Below are 19,227 nucleotides of genomic sequence, written 5' to 3' on the forward strand. Positions count from 1 at the left end.
GGCTCAGTGGGTCTTCCTGATCCTTGCGATGATCTCCCCCATGATCCCGCGGCGGAACGCCAGCACGCAGACCACGAAGATCAGGCCGGTGACGATGGTCACCGATTCGCCCAGCGTGCGGAACCAGTCCGCGCCCGTGAGGGACGCGAGCAAGTTGCCGAATTCGCCGATCTTGTTCTCCAGCAGCACCACCACGGCGGAGCCGACCAGCGGGCCGGACAGCGTGCCCAGGCCGCCGACGAGCGTCATCAGGATCACCTGGCCCGAGGCCGTCCAGTGCACGTCCGACAGCGTGGCGAAGCCCAGCACCAGCGTCTTGAGCGAGCCGGCCAGGCCTGCGATGGCGGCCGAGATCACGAAGGCCAGCAGCTTGAAGCGCTGCGTGTCGTAGCCCAGCGAGATGGCGCGCGGCTCGTTCTCCTTGATGCCCTTGAGCACCTGGCCGAACGGCGAATGGATGGTGCGCACGATCAGCAGGAAGGCGGCGACCACCACGACCAGCGCCACGTAGTACATCATCAAGTCGCTGGACAGGTCGAGCACGCCGAACAGCTTGCCGCGCGGCACGCCCTGCAGGCCGTCCTCGCCGCCCGTGAACGGCGCCTGCAGGCAGGCGAAGAACAGCATCTGCGCGAGCGCCAGCGTGATCATCGAGAAGTAGATGCCCTGCCGGCGGATGGCCAGCCAGCCGAACAGCAGGCCCAGCAGCGCGCCGCCCGCCGTGCCCAGCAGCAGCCCGATCTCGGGCGTGAGGCCCCAGACCTTGATCGCGTGGCCGGTGACGTAGGCGGCGCCGCCCAGGAAGGCCGCATGGCCGAAGGACAGCAGGCCCGTGTAGCCCAGCAGCAGGTTGAAGGCGGAAGCGAACAGTGCGAAGCACAGCAGCTTCATCACGAAGACCGGATAGGCGCCGAGGAACGGCGCGGCGATCAGGCCCAGCAGCAGCAGGCCGTAGCCGAAGGTGGCGAGATTCTTGTGGTGCATGTGCGCGGCCCCGTCCTGGTCACTTTTCCTTGCCGAACAGGCCGGCGGGGCGGATGAGCAGCACCACCACCATGATGACGAACACCACGGTGGACGATGCCTCGGGATAGAACACCTTGGTGAAGCCCTCGACGATGCCCAGGCCCAGGCCCGTGAGGATGGAGCCCATGATCGAGCCCATGCCGCCGATCACCACCACCGCGAACACCACGATGATGAGGTTCTGGCCCATGAGGGGGGTAACCTGGTACACCGGCGCAGCCAGCACGCCCGCGAAGGCGGCAAGCGCCGCTCCAAAGGCGTAGGTGAGCGTGATCATCACCGGCACGTTGATGCCGAAGGCCTCCACCAGACGCGGGTTCTCGGTGCCGGCGCGCAGGTACGCGCCGAGCTTGGTCTTCTCGATGACGTACCAGGTGCCCACGCACACGACGAGGGAAGCCACCACCACCCAGGCCCGGTAGTTGGGCAGGATCATGAAGCCGAGGTTGGTGGCGCCTTCGAGCAGCTCGGGCGTGTCGTACCCCAGGCCCGAGACGCCGTAGATGGAGCGGAACACGCCCTCGATCAGCAGCGTGAGCCCGAGGGTGAGCAGCAGGCCGTAGAGGTGGTCGAGCTTGTAGATCCAGCGCAGCAGCAGCCGCTCGATCGCCACGCCGAAGAGGCCGACGACGAGCGGCGCCGCGACGAGCATCACCCAGTAGTTGATGCCGAAATACGAACCCGCCATCCAGGTGAGCAGCGCCCCCAGCATGAACAGCGCGCCATGCGCGAAGTTGATGACGTTGAGCAGGCCGAAGATCACCGCCAGCCCCAGGCTGAGGATGGCGTAGAACGAGCCGTTGACCAGCCCCAGCAGGAGCTGGCTCAGCAGGGCCGGCAGGGAGACACCGAAGATTTCCATGGGAAGGCGGATTGGGATGCGGGGTGGAGGGCGCTCAGGCGGTGCGGATCATTTCCAGAGCGCGCACTTGCTCTCGGCCTTGGTGGCGAAGACCTGGTCGCCCGGCAGCTTCTTCACGAGCTTGTAGTAGTCCCAGGTGCCCCTGGATTCCGCGGGCGTCTTCACCTGCATGAGGTACATGTCGTGCACGTAGCGGCCGTCAGGGCGCAGCGTGCCGCTGTTGAAGAAGTCGTCCATCTTCATGCCGCGCCAGGCTTCCATCACGTTGTCGGCCTCGATGCTCTTGGCGGTTTCCACGGCCTTGAGGTAGTTCATGGTGGCCGAGTAGTCGGCCGCCTGGATCTCGGTCGGCCGGCGCTTGGTCTTCTCCATGAAGCGGTCGGCGAACTTGCGGGTCTCGTCGTTCAGGTCCCAGTACCAGCTGGTGGTGAACTGCAGGCCCTCCGTGGTCTTCAGGCCCAGGCTGTGGATGTCGCTGAAGAAGATCAGCAGGCCGGCGAGCTTCATGTTCTTGCCGATGCCGAATTCCTTGGCGGCCTTGATCGAGTTGATCGTGTCGCCGCCCGCATTCGCCAGGCCCAGGATCTGCGCCTTGGAGTTCTGCGCCTGCAAGAGGAACGACGAGAAGTCCGACGCGTTGAGCGGGTGCCGCACGGAGCCCACCACGGTGCCGCCCTTTTCCTTCACCACGCGGGAGGTGTCGGCCTCCAGCGCATGGCCGAACGCATAGTCGGCCGTGAGGAAGAACCAGCTCTTGCCGCCCGCGTCCACGATGGCGGCGCCCGTGCCCTTGGCCAACGCCACGGTGTCGTAGGCGTAATGCACGGTGTAGGGGCTGCACTGCTCGTTGGTCAGTGCAGAGGTGGCTGCGCCGTTGTTGATGAAGACGCGCTTCTTCTCCTGCGCCACCTTGGCCATGGCCAGTGCCGTGCCCGAGTTGGTGCCGCCGAAGACCATGGTCAGGCCCTGCGTGTCGATCCATTCGCGTGCCTTGCTGGCTGCGATGTCCGCCTTGTTCTGGTGGTCCGCCGTGAGCAGCTCGATCGGCCGGCCGAGCACCTTGCCGCCGAAGTCGTCGATCGCCATCTGGATCGCCACCGCCCCGTTCTTGCCCTCCACGTCGGCATACAGGCTCGACATGTCGGTGATGAAGCCGATCTTCACCGGGGCGTCCTGCTGCGCATGCGCGGCCGACGCCGCGAAGAGCCCTGCGGCGCCGAGCGCCATCGCCAGTTTCGTGATTGCGTGTGCCATGGTCCTTGTCTCCTTCTGTTGTCGTTCGTCCATCGCGGGGAAAAAAGCCGGATTCAGGCTGCGCGCATCACTTCCAGAGCGCGCACTTGCTCTCGGCCTTCGTGGTCCACACCTGGTCGACGGGCAGCTTGGCGACCACCTTGTAGTAGTCCCACGGCTCCTTCGACTCGGACGGCGCCTTCACCTGCACGAGGTACATGTCGTGCGCGAAGCGGCCGTCGGGGCGGATGCTGCCCTTGGCGTAGAAGTCGTCGATGGGCGTGGACTTGAGCTTTTCCATCACCTTGTCGGCGTCCGTGCTCTTGGCGGCCTCCACCGCCTTGAGGTAGTTCATGGTGGCCGAGTAGTCGGCTGCCTGGATGTCGGTGGGCATGCGCTTGGTCTTGGCGAAGAACTTGCGGCCGAAGGCGCGCGTCTTGTCGTCGAGATTCCAGTCCCAGCTGGTGGTGAGCAGCAGGCCTTCGGTGTTCTTCAGGCCCAGGCTGTGGATGTCGGTCAGGAACACCAGCAGGCCTGCCATCTTCATGCTCTTGTTGATGCCGAACTCGCGCGCCGCCTTGATGGCGTTGATGGTGTCGCCGCCCGCGTTCGCCAGCCCCAGGATCTGCGCCTTGGAGTTCTGCGCCTGCAGCAGGAAGGACGAGAAGTCCGACGCATTGAGGGGATGCTTCACGCTGCCCAGCACGCGGCCCCCCTTGTCCTTCACCACCTTGGCCGTATCGGCCTCCAGCGCGGCGCCGAAGGCATAGTCGGCCGTGAGGAAGAACCAGTCCTTGCCGCCCTGCTGCACCACGGCGCTGCCGGTGCCCTTGGCGAGCGCCACGGTGTCGTAGGCATATTGCACGGTGTAGGGGCTGCACTGCTCGTTGGTGAGCGCCGAGGTGCCGGCGCCGTTCACGATGAAGACGCGCTTCTTCTCCTGCGCCACCTTGGCCATGGCCAGCGCCGTGCCCGAGTTGGTGCCGCCGAAGAGCATCGTGAGGCCCTGCGTGTCGATCCATTCGCGCGCCTTGCTGGCCGCGATGTCGGCCTTGTTCTGGTGGTCGGCGGAAACCAGCTCGATCGGCATGCCCAGCACCTTGCCGCCGAAGTCGTCGATCGCCATCTGGATGGCCACCGCGCCGTTCTTGCCTTCCACGTCCGCGTACAGGCTCGACATGTCGGTGATGAAACCGATCTTCACCTTGCCGTCCTGCGCCTGCGCGGCCGGGGCCATGCACACCCCGGCCAGGCCGAGCGCGGCGGCGAGGGTCTTGAGGATTGCCGTGCGTTGCTGCTTTTTCATGTCGTTGTCTCCTGAGGCGGGTATCGGATAGGGATGGGTGGATGGACCCGGGCGGGCTAGACGCCCAGCAACTCGTTGAGCACCGGCATGCGCTCCTGCAGCTCCGCCGCGCCGAACTGCAGCGCGATGCGGCCGTGCTCCATCACGTAGAAGCGGTCGGCGAGCGGTGCGGCGAAGCGGAAGTTCTGCTCCACCATCACCACGGTGTAGCCCTTCTCTCGCAGCGTGGTGATCATGCGGGCAAGGGCGTGCACGATGACGGGCGCCAGCCCTTCCGAGATCTCGTCGAGCAGCAGCAGCTGGGCGCCCGTGCGCAGGATGCGCGCCACCGCCAGCATCTGCTGCTCCCCGCCCGACAGGCGCGTGCCCTGGCTGTGGCGGCGCTCCGCGAGGTTGGGGAACATCGCGTAGATCTCGTCCACCGGCATGCCTGCGCGGCCCGTCTTGAGCACGGGCGGCAGCAGCAGGTTCTCCTCGCACGACAGGCTGGAGAAGATGCCGCGCTCTTCAGGGCAGTAGCCGACGCCCAGGTGGGCGATGCGGTGCGTGGGCATCTGGATGGTTTCCTGCCCGTTGATCTTCACCGAACCCTTGCGCGCACCGGTCAGGCCCATCGCGGCCCGCAGCGTGGAGGTCCGGCCGGCGCCGTTGCGGCCCAGCAGCGTGACCACCTCGCCGGGCTGCACGACCATGTCCACGCCGTGCAGCACGTGCGATTCGCCATACCAGGCCTCCAGGCCGCGGATTTCGAGAGCGGGGGACGATGCCATCTCAGTGATCCAATGCGCAGATTGCGGCCAGCCGCCGTTGAAAGCAGCACGGCCTTTCCGTTCCGAAGGCCGCGGAGCAGGCCGGGCCAGCAGACGCCGTGGAACGGGCTTGGCCCGGCCACTGGCGGCGTCCCCCTTCCCGCCGGAGAAGGGGGAAGGCGCGAAGCGCCACAGGGGGTTGGCGCATCATCAGTGGGTCCCCTGCAATTGGCCGTCCGTGGTGCCCATGTAGGCCTCCATGACCTGCGGATTGCGCGAGACCTCCTCGTACGGTCCCTCGGCCAGCACGGCCCCGCGCTGCAGCACCGTGATGCGGTCGGCAATGGTGGAGATGACTTTCATGTTGTGCTCCACCATGAGGATCGTGCGCCCGGCAGACACCTTCTTGATGAGCTGCGTCACGCGGTCCACGTCCTCGTGGCCCATGCCCTGCGTGGGCTCGTCGAGCAGCATCAGCTCGGGCTCCATCGCGAGCGTCGTGGCGATCTCGAGCGCGCGCTTGCGGCCGTAGGGCAGGTTGACGGTGACCTCGTCGGCCAGGTCGGCGAGGCCCACTTCCGCGAGCAGTTCACGCGCCCGGCTGTCGAGGTGCGCCAGGCTGCGTTCGCTCTTCCAGAAATGGAAGGACGTGCCAAGGCGGCGCTGCAGGCCGAGGCGCACGTTCTCGGTGAGCGTCAGGTGCGGGAACACGGCCGAGATCTGGAACGAGCGGATCACCCCGCGCCGCGCGATCTGCGCGGGCGCCTCGCGGGTGATGTCCGCGCCGTTGAAGGTGATCGTGCCGGACGTGGGTTCAAGGAACTTGGTCAGCAGGTTGAAGCAGGTGGTCTTGCCCGCGCCGTTGGGGCCGATCAACGCATGGATGGAACCGCGGCGCACCGACAGGTTCACATCGCTGACCGCGGTGAAGCCCTTGAATTCCTTGGTGAGATGGCGGGTTTCGAGGATGACGTCGTCGCTCATGGGGCAGGAGCCGCTCCGTGGTGGACCCCGCCGGCATGCCGCGCGAGGAACGGCGGCGCATGCCGGGGGGCAGGGTTGCGGTGCATCGTATGCCGCCCTGCCGAAGGCCAGGAACTGGGACAAATGCCTATGTATAAACGCCTAAGCAAACACCCCCCGCCCCGCCGGCCCGCCCCATCCAGCACGCGCACGGCGCCCGCCCCCGGCCCACGGGCTTGCCGCGCCACTGCAGCGCGGAACGCTTTTCCACGCCTTCAATCATTGCTACACCTTCAGTAGCAAACACGCTCCTTGCCAAGAGCCCCCGGCGCGCAGGCCGCCACCTTCTTACACTGGTGCCACCATGCCATCCGCCTCCGCACCGACCCTCCATCCCGCCACGCCCCCGGGAAATCCCTCGCGCCCACCGACGCGCGCCCTGGCGGGCCTGTCGCCCTTCCTTCGGCCCTATGCGGGCCGCATCCTCCTGGCACTGGTGTTCCTGGTGCTGGCAGCGGCTGCCACGCTGGCCTTCCCCATGGCCCTGCGCTCGCTGATCGACGGCGGGTTGCTGCCCGGGGACCGCGGAGCCCAGGCCATGGCGCTGCAGGAACACTTCGGGCTGCTGTTCGGCGTGGCCGTGGCGCTGGGCATGTTCTCGGCGGCACGCTTCTACCTGGTCAGTTGGCTCGGCGAGCGGGTCACCGCCGACCTGCGCAACGCCGTGTACGCGCACGTGCTGCGCCAGAGCCCGGCCTTCTTCGAAAGCACGCAGACGGGCGAGGTCCTGTCGCGCCTGACCACCGACACCACGCTGGTGCAGACCGTGGTCGGCTCCTCCCTGTCCATGGGCCTGCGCAACGCGGTGATGGGACTGGGCGCGCTGGGCATGCTGGTCTGGAGCCATCCGCGCCTGATGGCCGTCGTGCTGCTGGGCATCGTGCTCGTGGTGGCTCCCACCGCGTGGATCGGTCGCCGGGTGCGGCGGCTGTCGCGCGACAGCCAGGACCGGGTAGCGGATGCCAGCGCGCTCGCGGGAGAAGTGCTGAACGCGATTCCCGTGGTGCAGAGCCACACGGCGGAGGCCCGGGAAAGCGCACGTTTCCAGGCCGCCACCGCGCACGCCTTCGACGCCGCCGTGCGCCGCAGCCGGGCGCGCGCCGCCCTGGTGGCCTTCATCATCGTTGCCAATGCGGGATTGCTGCTGTGGGGCCTGTACCGCGGCACACAGGCCGTGCTGGCCGGCGACATGTCGGCCGGACAGCTCGGCGAGACGGTGATCTACGTCATGCTGCTGGCCGGGGCGGTCGCGGTCCTGGGCGAGGTCTACGGCGACCTGCTGCGCGCGGCGGGTGCGACCGAACGGCTGATGGAATTGCTGGCAGCCCGCCCCGCGATCGCCTCGCCGCCGGCGCCCGAACCCCTGCCCGGGGGCAGCCAGGGCCTGCGCGTGGATTTCGAGCATGTCGGGTTCCACTATCCCTCCCGGCCCGCGCAGCCTGCGCTGCGGGACTTCGACCTGCACATCCAGCCCGGCGAGACCGTGGCGCTGGTGGGTGCGAGCGGAGCCGGCAAGACCACCGTCTTCCAGGTGCTGCAGCGCTTCTATGACGTCGATCCGGCACCGGACGGCGGCCGCATCCTGCTGGACGGGAAAGACCTGCGCAGCCTGGCGCCGGACGACTTCCGGTCCCGCATCGCCGTGGTGCCGCAGGATGCCGTGGTCTTCTCGGCCTCGGCCCGGGAGAACATCCGCTATGGCCGGCCCGAAGCCAGCGACGCCGAGGTGGAAGACGCCGCGCGCGCAGCCTTCGCGCACGATTTCATCGCCGCCCTGCCCGAAGGCTACGGCACCTTCCTGGGAGAGCGCGGCGTGCGCCTGTCGGGTGGACAGCGCCAGCGCATCGCCATCGCCCGCGCCCTGCTCAAGGATGCCCCGCTGCTGCTGCTCGACGAGGCCACCAGCGCGCTGGACGCCGAAAGCGAACGCATGGTGCAGGCCGCGCTGGACGCCGCGCTGCATTCGCAGGGCCGGCGCCGCACCACGCTGGTGATCGCCCACCGCCTGGCCACGGTCCAGAACGCGGACCGGATCGTCGTGATGGAACAGGGCCGGGTGGTCGAGCAGGGGCCGCACGCCGAGCTGATGCTGCGCGGGGGCACGTATGCCCGTCTCGCGGCGCTGCAGTTCACGGCCTGAACGGGGCGGGCGGCCGTCCGTTGCCGCACGGTGCGGCCCTGCAGGCTATTGCAGGGTTTCCTTGGCGGCCGTCGGCAGGGACATCGGCAGCACCGCGATGCCTTCCTCCAGGAGCTGCACCGTCTCCTGCACGCTGGCCTGCCCGCGGATGGGGCGGTCTTCGGCGTCGCCCTCATGGATGCGGCGCGCCTCCTGGGCGAAACGTCTTCCCACATCTTCGGTATGGGCCATCACATGGCGCGCCAGCTGCAGCCACGCAGCCTGCAGGGCCTGGGGCGTGGACCTATCCCCTCCCGGCATCGCCAGGTCCGCCTGCGCGGGAGCAGCAGGCACCGCCACGGACGCTCCGGCGGAAGACTTCAGGTTCAGGCGGGGTGCGCTGAGCACCTTGCGGATCTCCCGGCTGGCGCACAGCGGGCACTCCACCAGGCCGCGGGCGAGCTGGTCCTGGAAATCCGCTTCGGAAGCAAACCATCCCTCGAAGGCATGGTCGAGTGCGCAACGCAGGTCAAGCACCTTCATGATGATGCAACGAGGTCCGTGACGTAACGTCCAAATGCGCGGGCGACGGCACAGGCGCCTGTGGCCCGACGTCAGCCCCTGCGGCGCAGCAGGTAGCGGTAAACGAAACCGGGAAAGGCCAGCGTCGCGAAGAGCGCGACCGTGACGGCATAGAACTCCCAGCCCTGCGGTGCGATCTGGCCGGCACGCTTTTCCAGCAGCAGGGCCAGCCCGCCCACCAGGAAATAGCACAGCAGCCACTCGCCCAGGCGCGCCGCCAGCGGCTTGGCCGGCACCGCACGGGGCCCGACCACCAGCCAGCGGTGGTTGCAGAAAGGCAGGTTGGCGGCCACGAGGGCCGCCACGATCACCAGCCAGATGGATGCGGAGGATGACACGGGGAGCAATCTCAACAGGTCCGGAAGCAGCCGCTGCCCTTCTCTCCACCGCAGCGCCCGCGTGGTGGCGGAGCGCGATGGAGCGGGGAATCGGAAACGGCGGCCGGCCTCCGCGAACGGCCGTTCAGGTGGCCAGCGCTCGCACCACCGCGTCGGCACACAGTGCCATCAGGCCGCCCGGCACAAGGCCGAGGACCAGCACGAGGGCGCCGTTCACGGTGAGCACCATGCGCACGTCGAGCGGCGCGGACACGCTGGTGGCCGTCAGCGGTGCATCGAAGTACATCACCTTCACGACGCGCAGGTAGTAGAACGCGCCGATCAGCGACATCACGACGGCGAACACGGCCAGCGCGATGTACGGGGCCTGGCCGGAAGCCACCAGGGCCTGCAGCACGGCCAGCTTGGCGTAGAAGCCCACCATCGGGGGGATGCCCGCGAGCGAGAACAGGCAGATGGCCATCACGCCGGCGTAGAGCGGGCTGCGCTGGTTCAGGCCGGCCAAATCGGAGATCTCTTCGCTCTCGAAGCCTTCGCGCGCCAGCAGCAGGATGATGCCGAAGCTCGCCAGCGTGGTCAGCACGTAGGTCAGGATGTAGAACATCGCCGAGCTGTAGGCGTTCTCCACCGCGTTCGCATCCACGTTGCCGTTGATGACGCCCGACAGCAGGCCCAGCAGCACGAAGCCCATCTGCGCGATGGTCGAGTAGGCCAGCATGCGCTTGAGGTTGGTCTGCGCGATGGCCGCCAGGTTGCCCACGAGCAGCGAGCCGATCGCCAGCACGGCCAGCATCTGCTGCCAGTCGATGGCCAGCGGCAGCAGGCCGTCCACCAGCAGGCGGATCATGATGGCGAAGGCTGCGAGCTTGGGCGCGCTGCCGATGATGATCGTCACGGCCGTCGGCGCGCCGTGGTAGACGTCCGGAATCCACATGTGGAACGGCACGGCGCCGATCTTGAACGCGAGGCCGGCCACGACGAACACGAGGCCGAACACCAGCACCTGGTGGCGGATCTGGCCCGAGTTCACGGCCTTGAACACCTGGCCGATGTCGAGCGAGCCGGTGGCGCCGTACAGCATCGAGAGGCCGTAGAGCAGGAAGCCGCTGGCCATCGCGCCGAGCACGAAGTACTTCATGGCGGCTTCCGTCGCCGTGGTGTGGTCGCGGCGCAGCGCCACCAGCGCATAGCTGGAGAGCGTGAGCAGTTCGAGGCCCAGGTAGATCACGAGGAAGTTGTTGCCCGACACCATGACGAACACGCCCAGCAGCATGAACATCGAGAGCGTGAACAGCTCACCGCCGCGCAGCATGCCGCGGTCCGCGGCGTAGGGCCGGCCATAGACCAGCGTCACCATCACGGCGATGGTGGCGAAGCACTTGAGCCAGTTGCCCATGGCGTCGCTCACGACCATGTTGCCGAAGCCGTAGAACGTGTTGCCGCTGCTCGCGTACATGCCCTGCAGCACGGCCACCACGGCCAGGGTGAGCATGGTGAGCACGTAGGTGCCGGTGCGACGGGGGCTCGTCACGCCCAGGTCCACCAGGGCGATCACGCAGGCCATTACCAGGAGCACGATCTCCGGGTACACCGCCAGCCAGCTGATGTTGTCAATCATCTCGGTCTCTCGTTGTCAGTCGGTTCAATGGAGCTTGGTCTGCGCCACGTGCTTGAGCAGTTCGGCCACCGACACGTCCATCACGTCGGTGAAGGGGCGCGGGTACAGGCCCATGTAGAGCACGGCCACGGCCAGCACGCCCAGCACCAGGAATTCGCGGGCGCTGATGTCCAGCAGGCCGCGCACGTTGTCGTTGGCCACGGGGCCGAGATAGACGCGCTTGAACATCCACAGCGTGTAGGCAGCGCCGAAGATCAGCGCGGTGGCTGCCAACAGGCCGATCCAGAAGTTCGCCTTCACGGCGCCCAGGATCACCATCCACTCGCCGACGAAGCCGGCCGTGCCCGGAAGGCCGCAGTTGGCCATCGCGAACAGCAGCGCGAACGCCGCGAACTTGGGCATGGTGTTGACCACGCCGCCGTAGGCAGCGATCTCCCGCGAGTGGACGCGGTCGTACAGCACGCCGATCGAGAGGAACATCGCGCCCGACACGAAGCCGTGGGCGATCATCTGCACCAGGCCGCCCGAGACGCCCAGGTCGTTGAAGATGAAGAAGCCCAGCGTCACGAAGCCCATGTGCGCCACGGACGAATACGCCACCAGCTTCTTCATGTCCTTCTGCACCATGGCCACGAGGCCCACGTAGATCACCGCCACCAGCGACAGCGCGATCATCAGCCATGCCCAGTGGCGCGCCGCGTCGGGAGCAATGGGCATCGAGAAGCGCAGGAAGCCGTAGGCACCCAGCTTCAGCATGATGGCCGCCAGCACGGCGGATCCGCCCGTGGGCGCTTCCACGTGCACGTCGGGCAGCCAGGTGTGCACCGGCCACATCGGCACCTTCACGGCGAAGGCCGCGAAGAAGGCGAAGAACAGCAGCGTCTGCGCGCGGGCCGACAGCGGCAGCTGGTGCCAGGTGGCGATGTCGAAGCTGCCACCGGACTGGTTGTACAGGTACACCAGCGCGATCAGCATCAGCAGCGAACCGAGCAGCGTGTAGAGGAAGAACTTGAACGCCGCGTAGATCTTGTTCGGACCGCCCCAGATGCCGATGATGAGGTACATCGGGATCAGCGTGGCTTCGAAGAACACGTAGAACAGCAGGCCGTCGAGGGCGCTGAACACGCCGATCATGAGGCCCGAGAGGATCAGGAACGCGCCCATGTACTGGTTCACGCGCTCGGTGATCGACTCCCACGACGCGATCACCACGATCACCGTGATGAAGGCCGTCAGCGGCACGAACCAGAACGAGATGCCGTCCAGACCCAGGTGGTAGTGCACGTTGAAGCGCTCGATCCAGAGCAGCTTCTCGACGAACTGCGCGGCGGCCGTACCGTTGTCGAAGCCGCTGAAGAGCGGCAGCGTCACGGCGAGGCCGATCAGCGCGCCGACCAGCGCGATCCAGCGAACGGCACGCGCCTGATCGTCGCGTCCGAAGGCCAGCAGCAGGGCACCGAAGGCGATCGGCGTCCAGATGGCAAGACTCAACAAACCCATTTTTCTTCTTCCTCTACTTGTTGAGCCACACGAAGTACGTCATGAGCCCGAACACGCCCAGGATCATGACCAGCGCATAGTGGTAGATGTAGCCCGACTGCGCCCAGCGCACGACGCCCGCGACCCAGCCCACGATCCTCCAGGAGCCGTTCACCACGGCACCGTCGATCAGGGCCTGGTCACCGCCCTTCCACAGGCCCGTACCCAGCGCGCGGGCGCCGCGGGCGATGATGTTCTCGTTGATCCAGTCGAGGTAGTACTTGTTCTCGAACAGGGTGTAGATCGGCATGCAGGCGCGCTTGATCGCGGCGGGCACGGCCGGGTTGACCATGTACATGTAGTAGGAGAGCGCGACGCCGGCCAGTGCCAGCCAGAACGGCGCCGTCTGCAGGCCGTGCAGGGCCATCGCCACCGGGCCGTGGAACATCTCGGACAGCTCGGCCATCGCGGGGTGCTTGGCGGCATCCACGAAGATCACGTCCTTGAAGAAGTCGCCGAACAGCATCGGCTGGATGGCCAGGAAGCCGATCACCACCGAGGGAATGGCCAGCAGAACCAGGGGCACCGTCACCACCCAGGGCGACTCGTGCGGCTTGGCGTCGTGCCCATGGCCGTGCCCTTGGTCGTCATGGGCATGGTGGTCGTCGTGGTGCGCATCCGGGTTCTGGTCGTAGCGCTCCTTGCCGTGGAAGACCAGGAAGTACATGCGGAACGAGTAGAACGCTGTGACGAACACGCCGGCCAGCACGGCGAAGTGCGCGAAGCCTGCGGCGGGCAGCGTGCTGGCGTGCACGGCCTCGATGATGCTGTCCTTGGAGTAGAAGCCCGAGAACAGCGGCGTGCCGATCAGCGCCAGGGAGCCCAGCAGCGAGGTGATCCAGGTGATGGGCATGTACTTGCGCACGGCGCCCATCCAGCGGATGTCCTGGTTATGGTGCATGCCCATGATCACCGAGCCCGCTCCGAGGAACAGCAGCGCTTTGAAGAACGCGTGCGTCATCAGGTGGAACACGGCCACCGAGTAGGCGGAAGCGCCCAGCGCCACGGTCATGTAGCCCAGCTGCGACAGCGTGGAATAGGCCACCACGCGCTTGATATCGTTCTGGATCATGCCCAGGAAGCCCATGAACAGGGCTGTGATGGCACCGATCACGAGGATGAAGTTGAGGGCCGTGTCCGACAGCTCGAACAGCGGCGACATGCGCGACACCATGAAGATGCCGGCGGTCACCATGGTGGCCGCGTGGATCAGCGCGGAGATCGGGGTCGGGCCTTCCATCGAGTCGGGCAGCCACACGTGCAACGGGAACTGCGCGCTCTTGCCCATCGCGCCGATGAACAGGCAGATGCAGATCACGGTGATGAGCATCCAGTCGGTGCCGGGGAAGCCGATGGTGCCGAGCTCTCCCGACTTGGCGAAGATCTCGCCGTAGTTCAGCGTGCCTGTGTAGGCGGCGATCAGGCCGATGCCCAGGATGAAGCCGAAGTCACCCACGCGGTTGACCAGGAACGCCTTCATGTTGGCGAAGATGGCCGTGGGCTTGTTGAACCAGAAGCCGATCAGCAGGTACGACACCAGGCCCACCGCCTCCCAGCCGAAGAACAGCTGCAGCAGGTTGTTGCTCATGACCAGCATGAGCATCGAGAACGTGAACAGCGAAATGTACGAGAAGAAGCGGTTGTAGCCGTCGTCCTCTTCCATGTAGCCGATGGTGTAGATGTGCACCATCAGCGACACGAAGGTCACCACGCACATCATCATGGCGGTGAGCGTGTCGATGAGGAAGCCGACCTCCATCTTGAGGCCGCCCACCACCATCCAGGTGTAGAGCGTCTCGTTGAAGCGGGCGCCGTCGAGCGCCACGCTCTTGAACGTGAGGGCCGAGAGTACGAACGCGACGAACACGCCGAGGATCGTGAGGGTGTGGCTCGCGCGGCGTCCGATGCGGTTGCCGCCGAAGGCCGTGCCGAGGATGCCGGCGAGCGCGGAGCCCGCCAGCGGCGCCAGCGGCACCGCGAGGAGCGTCGAAGCTGAGAGGGTTTGACTCATTCTTGAGGACCTTGCAAGTACCGGCGGATCAGCCCTTGAGGGTGTTGAGATCTTCCGCGTCGATGCTGGACTTGTTGCGGAACAGCAGCACCAGGATCGCGAGGCCGATGGCGGATTCGGCCGCGGCCACCGTCAGGATGAAGAACACGAACACCTGCCCGTGCATGTCGCCCAGGTAGTGGGAGAACGCGACGAAGTTCATGTTCACGGCCAGGAGCATCAGCTCGATGGCCATGAGCAGGACGATGAGGTTCTTGCGGTTCAGGAAGATGCCGATCACCGACAGCGCGAACAGCATCGCGCCCAGCGACAGGAAATGGCCAAGGGTCAACGTCATGCCTTTTTCTCCTCGGCGGCTGCGGGTGCTGCCGCTTCTTCCGCGGGCTTCTGTGTCGCGGCGACCTTCACCAGCGCGACACGGTCGGCGGCACGCACGCGCACCTGCTCCGAGACCTTGGTCACCTTGGTGTCCTTGCGCTGGCGCAGGGTCAGGGCGATGGCGGCGATCATCGCCACCAGCAGGATCACCGCGGCAATTTCCACCGGGTACAGGTATTCGGTGTAGAGCAGCTTGCCCAGCGCCTTGGTGTTGGAGTACTGCACCAAGTTGCCGGCCGCGTCCACCATGGCCGGCACGGCCTTGGGTTCGTCCATGCCACGGAAGCCGCCCATCAGCACTGCCGCCATTTCGAGCGCGATCAGCGCGCCGATGAAGGCCGCGAGCGGGAAGTGCCGCCAGAAGCCCTGCCGAACGGTGTCGATGTGGATGTCCAGCATCATCACCACGAACAGGAACAGCACCATCACGGCGCCCAGGTACACCAGCACGAGCGCGATGGCCAGGAACTCCGCCTTCAGCAGCAGCCAGATGGCGGCGGCCTGCGAGAACGCGAGGATCAGATGGAGCACCGCATGCACGGGGTTGCGCGCGGTGATGACCCGGAAGGCTGCATACAGCAGCACGACCGAGAACAGATAGAAGAAACCAGTCTTGGCGTCCATGAATCGGATCTTGTGAAAAGTGGTTCAGGAGCCGCAGGTCAGCGGTACTTGGCGTCGGCCGCCTTGGCGCCGGCGATCTCGGCCTCGTAGCGGTCGCCGACCGCCAGGAGCATGTCCTTGGTGAAGTACAGATCGCCCCGCTTCTCGCCGTGGTATTCCAGGATCTGCGTTTCGACGATCGAATCGACCGGGCAGCTCTCTTCGCAGAAGCCGCAGAAGATGCACTTCGTGAGGTCGATGTCGTAGCGCGTCGTGCGGCGCGAGCCGTCGGCCCGCACGTCCGACTCGATCGTGATCGCGAGCGCCGGGCAGACGGCCTCGCAGAGCTTGCAGGCGATGCAGCGCTCCTCGCCGTTCTCGTAGCGGCGCAGCGCGTGCAGCCCGCGGAAGCGCGGCGACAGCGGAGTCTTCTCTTCGGGGAACTGCACCGTCACCTTGCGGCGGAACGCGTAGCGGCCGGTCAGGGCCATGCCCTTGACCAGTTCCACGAGCATGAAGCTCTTGAAAAAGTCCTTGAAGGAAAAAGATGTCGTAGCAGCAGCAACAGCAGCCATGATGTCGTGTCCCGCTTATTTCCAGATGTTCCAGGGCGACAGCAGCCATCCGCCCACGATCAGCAGCCACACCAGGGTGACCGGAATGAAGATCTTCCAACCCAGGCGCATGATCTGGTCGTAACGGAAGCGCGGGAAGGTCGCGCGGATCCAGATGAACATGGACACCACGAGGAAGGTCTTGAGGCCCAGCCAGATCCAGCCCGGGATGAAGTCCAGGGCCGCCACCGGCGACAGCCAGCCGCCCAGGAACATGGTCACGCCCAGGATGGACACGAGCCACATGCTGGCGTACTCGGCCAGAAAGAAGATCGCGAAGCCCATGCCCGAGTATTCGACCATGTGGCCGGCCACGATTTCCGCCTCGCCTTCCACCACGTCGAACGGGTGGCGGTTGGTCTCGGCAACGCCCGAGATCAGGTAGACGACGAAGATCGGCAGCAGCGGCAGCCAGTTCCACGACAGGAAGGACAGGCCGGCGTTCGCCATCGTGCCCTGCCCCTGGCTCAGCACGATCTGCGTGAGGTTCATGCTGCCCGAGACCATGATGACCACCAGGAAGCAGAAGCCCATGGCGATCTCGTAGCTCACCATCTGGGCCGATGCGCGCAGCGCGCCCAGGAAGGCGTACTTCGAGTTCGAGGCCCAGCCGGCAATGATCACACCGTACACCTCGATCGAGGTGATCGCCATGATCAGCAGCAGGCCGGCGTTCACATTGGCCAGCGCCACGTCGGGACCGAAGGGAATCGCCACCCAGGCCGCGAGCGCGGGCATGATGGCCATCACCGGGCCCAGCACGAACAGGCCCTTACTGGCCGCCGCAGGCTGGATGATTTCCTTGGTGAGCAGCTTCAGGCCGTCGGCCAGCGGCTGCAGCAGGCCGAACGGACCCACTCGGTTGGGGCCGTGGCGCACCTGCATGAAGCCCAGCAGCTTGCGCTCCCAGAGCGTAAGGTAGGCCACCGCGCCCATGAGCGGCGCCACGATGGCGACGATCTTGAGCAGATTCCAGAGCACGGGCCACACGGCGCCCGTCCACCAGGACTGGGCGACGAGGTTCAGCCCGCCGTTGTAGAGCGCGTCGATCATGCTGCGGCTCCTTCCACGGCGACGGTGGCGGCTGTGGCAGCCTGGCGACCATCGGCCGTCAGCTGCAGCGAGGGCGCACGGCGCACGAGGCTGTCGAGCTGGTAGATGGCGGCGACCACGGGCTCCGGCGCACCGGACGCGATGGCCGGCACGGCGGCTGCCGCGGACGTCGTGTTGGACAGGCGGGCGGCCGGCACGTGCGTCGGCAGTTCGGCGCCGGTGGCTCCCACGGCGTGGGCCAGCACTTCCTGCGAGGTCTCGAAGCCGATGCCCTGCACGCCCAGCAGGTTGCCGAGCACGCGCAGCACTTTCCAGGCCGGACGGGCGTCGCCCAGCGGCTTGACCACGGCGTGGAAACCCTGCAGTCGGCCTTCGGCATTCACGAAGCTGCCGGAGGTTTCGGTGAACGGGGCGATGGGCAGCAGCACGTCGCTGAATTCCAGGTTGGTCTTGAACGGGCTCAGCGTCACGACCATCTCGGCCTGCGCGAGCGCCTCTGCGGCGCGCGCGCCCGCAGCGGAATCGTGCACCGGCTCGGTACCCAGCAGCAGCGCGGCCTTCAGGCCGCCGGCCAGCATGCGGCCCGCATCGAGCCCGCCCTGCCGGGGTTGTGCGCCCACGAACTGCGCGCCGACGGTGTTGGCGGCTTCGGTCAGGTAGCCGACCATGGCGCCGGTCTGCGCGCCGATCCACTGGGCCAGCGCCAGCAGCGACGAGGCCTGGGCATGGTGCGCCGCGGCATTGCCGAGCAGCACGGCACGGCCTTCGCCGGACGCGAGCGAACGTGCCACGGCCAGCGCCGCATCGGTCACCCGGCCGGAGGCCACGGGCGCAGCCACGCCACGCTCCCGGGCCACGGCGGCAGCGATGTCGGCCAGCGCAGCGGCCCACTCGCCGGCAGGCGCCACGATGGATTGCGCCATCGGCATGGCCCAGTCGCAGGCCACGGCGTTCAGTGCGCTCACCGCGCAGCCCTTGCGGGCCGCCTGGCGGATGCGCTGCGCGAACAGCGGGTGTTCCTTGCGCAGGTTGGAGCCCACGACCAGCACGGACTGCAGCGTGGACAGCGCCGCGATGGGCATGCCCAGCCAGCGGACGCCTTCAGGCGCGGCGAATTCCGCGTTGCGCAGGCGGTAGTCGATGTTGTCGCTGCCCAGGCCGCGCACCAGCAGCGTCGCGAGGTGCAGCTCTTCCAGCGTGCTGTGCGGGCTGACCAGCGCGCCGATGCTCTGGGCACCGTGCTCGGACTGGATGCCGCGCAGGCCGTTGGCCACGTATTCGAGGGCCGTCTGCCAGTCCACTTCCTTCCACTGGCCGCCCTGCTTGAGCATGGGCTTCGTGAGGCGATCGGGGCCGTTCAGTGCTTCGTACGAGAAGCGGTCGCGGTCGGCGATCCAGCACTCGTTCACATCCTCGTTCTCGAACGGGACGACGCGCATGACCTTGTGGTTCTTCACCTGGACGATCAGGTTGGCACCGGTGGAATCATGCGGGCTGACCGACTTGCGGCGCGACAGCTCCCACGTGCGGGCGCTGTAGCGGAACGGCTTGCTCGTGAGCGCACCCACGGGGCAGATGTCGATCATGTTGCCCGACAGCTCGGAGTCCACGGTATCGCCCACCACGGTGGTGATCTCGGAATGCTCGCCGCGGTGGATCATGCCCAGTTCCATCACGCCGGCCACTTCCTGGCCGAAGCGCACGCAGCGGGTGCAATGGATGCATCGGCTCATCTCCTCCATGGAGATCAGCGGGCCGACGTCCTTGTGGAAGACCACGCGCTTTTCTTCCTCGTAGCGCGAGGAGGAACCGCCGTAGCCCACGGCCAGGTCCTGCAGCTGGCACTCGCCACCCTGGTCGCAGATCGGGCAGTCCAGCGGGTGGTTGATCAGCAGGAATTCCATGACCGACTGCTGGGCCTTGATGGCCTTGTCGCTCTTGGTGCGCACGATCATGCCCTGCGTCACCGGCGTGGCGCAGGCGGGCATCGGCTTGGGAGCCTTCTCCACGTCCACCAGGCACATGCGGCAGTTGGCGGCGATGGAGAGCTTCTTGTGATAGCAGAAATGAGGGATGTAGGTGCCCGCCTTCTCGGCCGCATGCATCACCATGCAGCCTTCGGCGACTTCCACCTTCTTCCCGTCGAGTTCGATTTCAACCATATGCGTTTCTC

Annotated in this window: 17 protein-coding genes; 1 reads left to right on the forward strand and 16 read right to left on the reverse strand. The window is 66.6% G+C overall.

The features are described 5' to 3' along the window. Positions 1–3: 3 nt before the first annotated feature. The 6 genes from BLR05_RS00565 to BLR05_RS00590 form a co-directional block, all read right to left on the reverse strand. The gene (locus tag BLR05_RS00565; RefSeq protein ID WP_092831765.1) at positions 4–984 is read right to left on the reverse strand and encodes a branched-chain amino acid ABC transporter permease; all 981 of its coding nucleotides are present in this window, start codon (positions 982–984) and stop codon (positions 4–6) included. Positions 985–1,003: 19 nt separating this feature from the next. Continuing rightward, positions 1,004–1,888: a branched-chain amino acid ABC transporter permease gene (locus BLR05_RS00570; RefSeq protein ID WP_092831766.1), complete on the reverse strand. Its 885-nt coding sequence runs from the start codon at positions 1,886–1,888 to the stop codon at positions 1,004–1,006. Positions 1,889–1,936: 48 nt separating this feature from the next. Then, a complete protein-coding gene (locus BLR05_RS00575; protein WP_092831767.1) occupies positions 1,937–3,142 on the reverse strand; it encodes an ABC transporter substrate-binding protein in 1,206 nt (401 codons plus the stop codon). Between the two features lie 67 nt (positions 3,143–3,209). Then, positions 3,210–4,427: an ABC transporter substrate-binding protein gene (locus tag BLR05_RS00580; protein WP_092831768.1), complete on the reverse strand. Its 1,218-nt coding sequence runs from the start codon at positions 4,425–4,427 to the stop codon at positions 3,210–3,212. Positions 4,428–4,483: 56 nt separating this feature from the next. After that, positions 4,484–5,197: an ABC transporter ATP-binding protein gene (locus BLR05_RS00585; protein ID WP_092831769.1), complete on the reverse strand. Its 714-nt coding sequence runs from the start codon at positions 5,195–5,197 to the stop codon at positions 4,484–4,486. A 189-nt stretch (positions 5,198–5,386) separates the two neighbouring features. Further along, the gene (locus BLR05_RS00590) at positions 5,387–6,160 is read right to left on the reverse strand and encodes an ABC transporter ATP-binding protein (protein WP_092831770.1); all 774 of its coding nucleotides are present in this window, start codon (positions 6,158–6,160) and stop codon (positions 5,387–5,389) included. A 343-nt stretch (positions 6,161–6,503) separates the two neighbouring features. Between BLR05_RS00590 and BLR05_RS00595 the strand changes: the two genes are divergently transcribed. Then, the gene (locus BLR05_RS00595) at positions 6,504–8,339 is read left to right on the forward strand and encodes an ABC transporter transmembrane domain-containing protein (RefSeq protein ID WP_092831771.1); all 1,836 of its coding nucleotides are present in this window, start codon (positions 6,504–6,506) and stop codon (positions 8,337–8,339) included. A 45-nt stretch (positions 8,340–8,384) separates the two neighbouring features. Here BLR05_RS00595 and BLR05_RS00600 read toward each other — a convergent pair whose 3' ends face one another. The 10 genes from BLR05_RS00600 to nuoG all read right to left on the reverse strand — a co-directional run bounded on the left by BLR05_RS00600 (position 8,385) and on the right by nuoG (position 19,216). Beyond that, positions 8,385–8,861 (reverse strand): DUF1178 family protein, encoded by a 477-nt coding sequence (locus tag BLR05_RS00600; protein ID WP_092831772.1) that lies wholly within the window; start codon positions 8,859–8,861, stop codon positions 8,385–8,387. Positions 8,862–8,932: 71 nt separating this feature from the next. Continuing rightward, on the reverse strand, positions 8,933–9,238 hold the full coding sequence (locus tag BLR05_RS00605; protein ID WP_019703758.1) for a DUF2818 family protein: 306 nt from the start codon (positions 9,236–9,238) through the stop codon (positions 8,933–8,935). A gap of 124 nt (positions 9,239–9,362) precedes the next feature. After that, complete coding sequence (gene nuoN / locus BLR05_RS00610) at positions 9,363–10,856, reverse strand: NADH-quinone oxidoreductase subunit NuoN (RefSeq protein WP_026431605.1); 1,494 nt, start codon at positions 10,854–10,856, stop codon at positions 9,363–9,365. Positions 10,857–10,880: 24 nt separating this feature from the next. Next, the gene (locus BLR05_RS00615; RefSeq protein ID WP_092831773.1) at positions 10,881–12,356 is read right to left on the reverse strand and encodes an NADH-quinone oxidoreductase subunit M; all 1,476 of its coding nucleotides are present in this window, start codon (positions 12,354–12,356) and stop codon (positions 10,881–10,883) included. A 13-nt stretch (positions 12,357–12,369) separates the two neighbouring features. Continuing rightward, positions 12,370–14,406 carry an NADH-quinone oxidoreductase subunit L gene (gene nuoL / locus BLR05_RS00620; RefSeq protein ID WP_092831774.1) on the reverse strand — a complete coding sequence of 679 codons (2,037 nt, stop codon included), beginning with the start codon at positions 14,404–14,406 and terminating at the stop codon, positions 12,370–12,372. A gap of 28 nt (positions 14,407–14,434) precedes the next feature. Next, positions 14,435–14,743: an NADH-quinone oxidoreductase subunit NuoK gene (gene nuoK, locus BLR05_RS00625; protein WP_011794416.1), complete on the reverse strand. Its 309-nt coding sequence runs from the start codon at positions 14,741–14,743 to the stop codon at positions 14,435–14,437. Next, positions 14,740–15,408: an NADH-quinone oxidoreductase subunit J gene (locus tag BLR05_RS00630; RefSeq protein WP_092831775.1), complete on the reverse strand. Its 669-nt coding sequence runs from the start codon at positions 15,406–15,408 to the stop codon at positions 14,740–14,742. Before BLR05_RS00630 ends, nuoK begins: the two co-directional genes overlap by 4 nt. A 38-nt stretch (positions 15,409–15,446) precedes the next feature. Continuing rightward, a complete protein-coding gene (gene nuoI, locus BLR05_RS00635) occupies positions 15,447–15,962 on the reverse strand; it encodes an NADH-quinone oxidoreductase subunit NuoI (protein ID WP_092831776.1) in 516 nt (171 codons plus the stop codon). Between the two features lie 15 nt (positions 15,963–15,977). Then, the gene (gene nuoH / locus BLR05_RS00640; protein ID WP_092831777.1) at positions 15,978–17,054 is read right to left on the reverse strand and encodes an NADH-quinone oxidoreductase subunit NuoH; all 1,077 of its coding nucleotides are present in this window, start codon (positions 17,052–17,054) and stop codon (positions 15,978–15,980) included. Further along, a complete protein-coding gene (nuoG, locus tag BLR05_RS00645; protein WP_092831778.1) occupies positions 17,051–19,216 on the reverse strand; it encodes an NADH-quinone oxidoreductase subunit NuoG in 2,166 nt (721 codons plus the stop codon). The genes nuoH and nuoG overlap by 4 nt, the downstream gene beginning before the upstream one ends. Between the last annotated feature and the right edge of the window lie 11 nt (positions 19,217–19,227).

Source organism: Paracidovorax cattleyae (assembly GCF_900104515.1).
GTDB lineage: Bacteria > Pseudomonadota > Gammaproteobacteria > Burkholderiales > Burkholderiaceae_C > Paracidovorax > Paracidovorax cattleyae.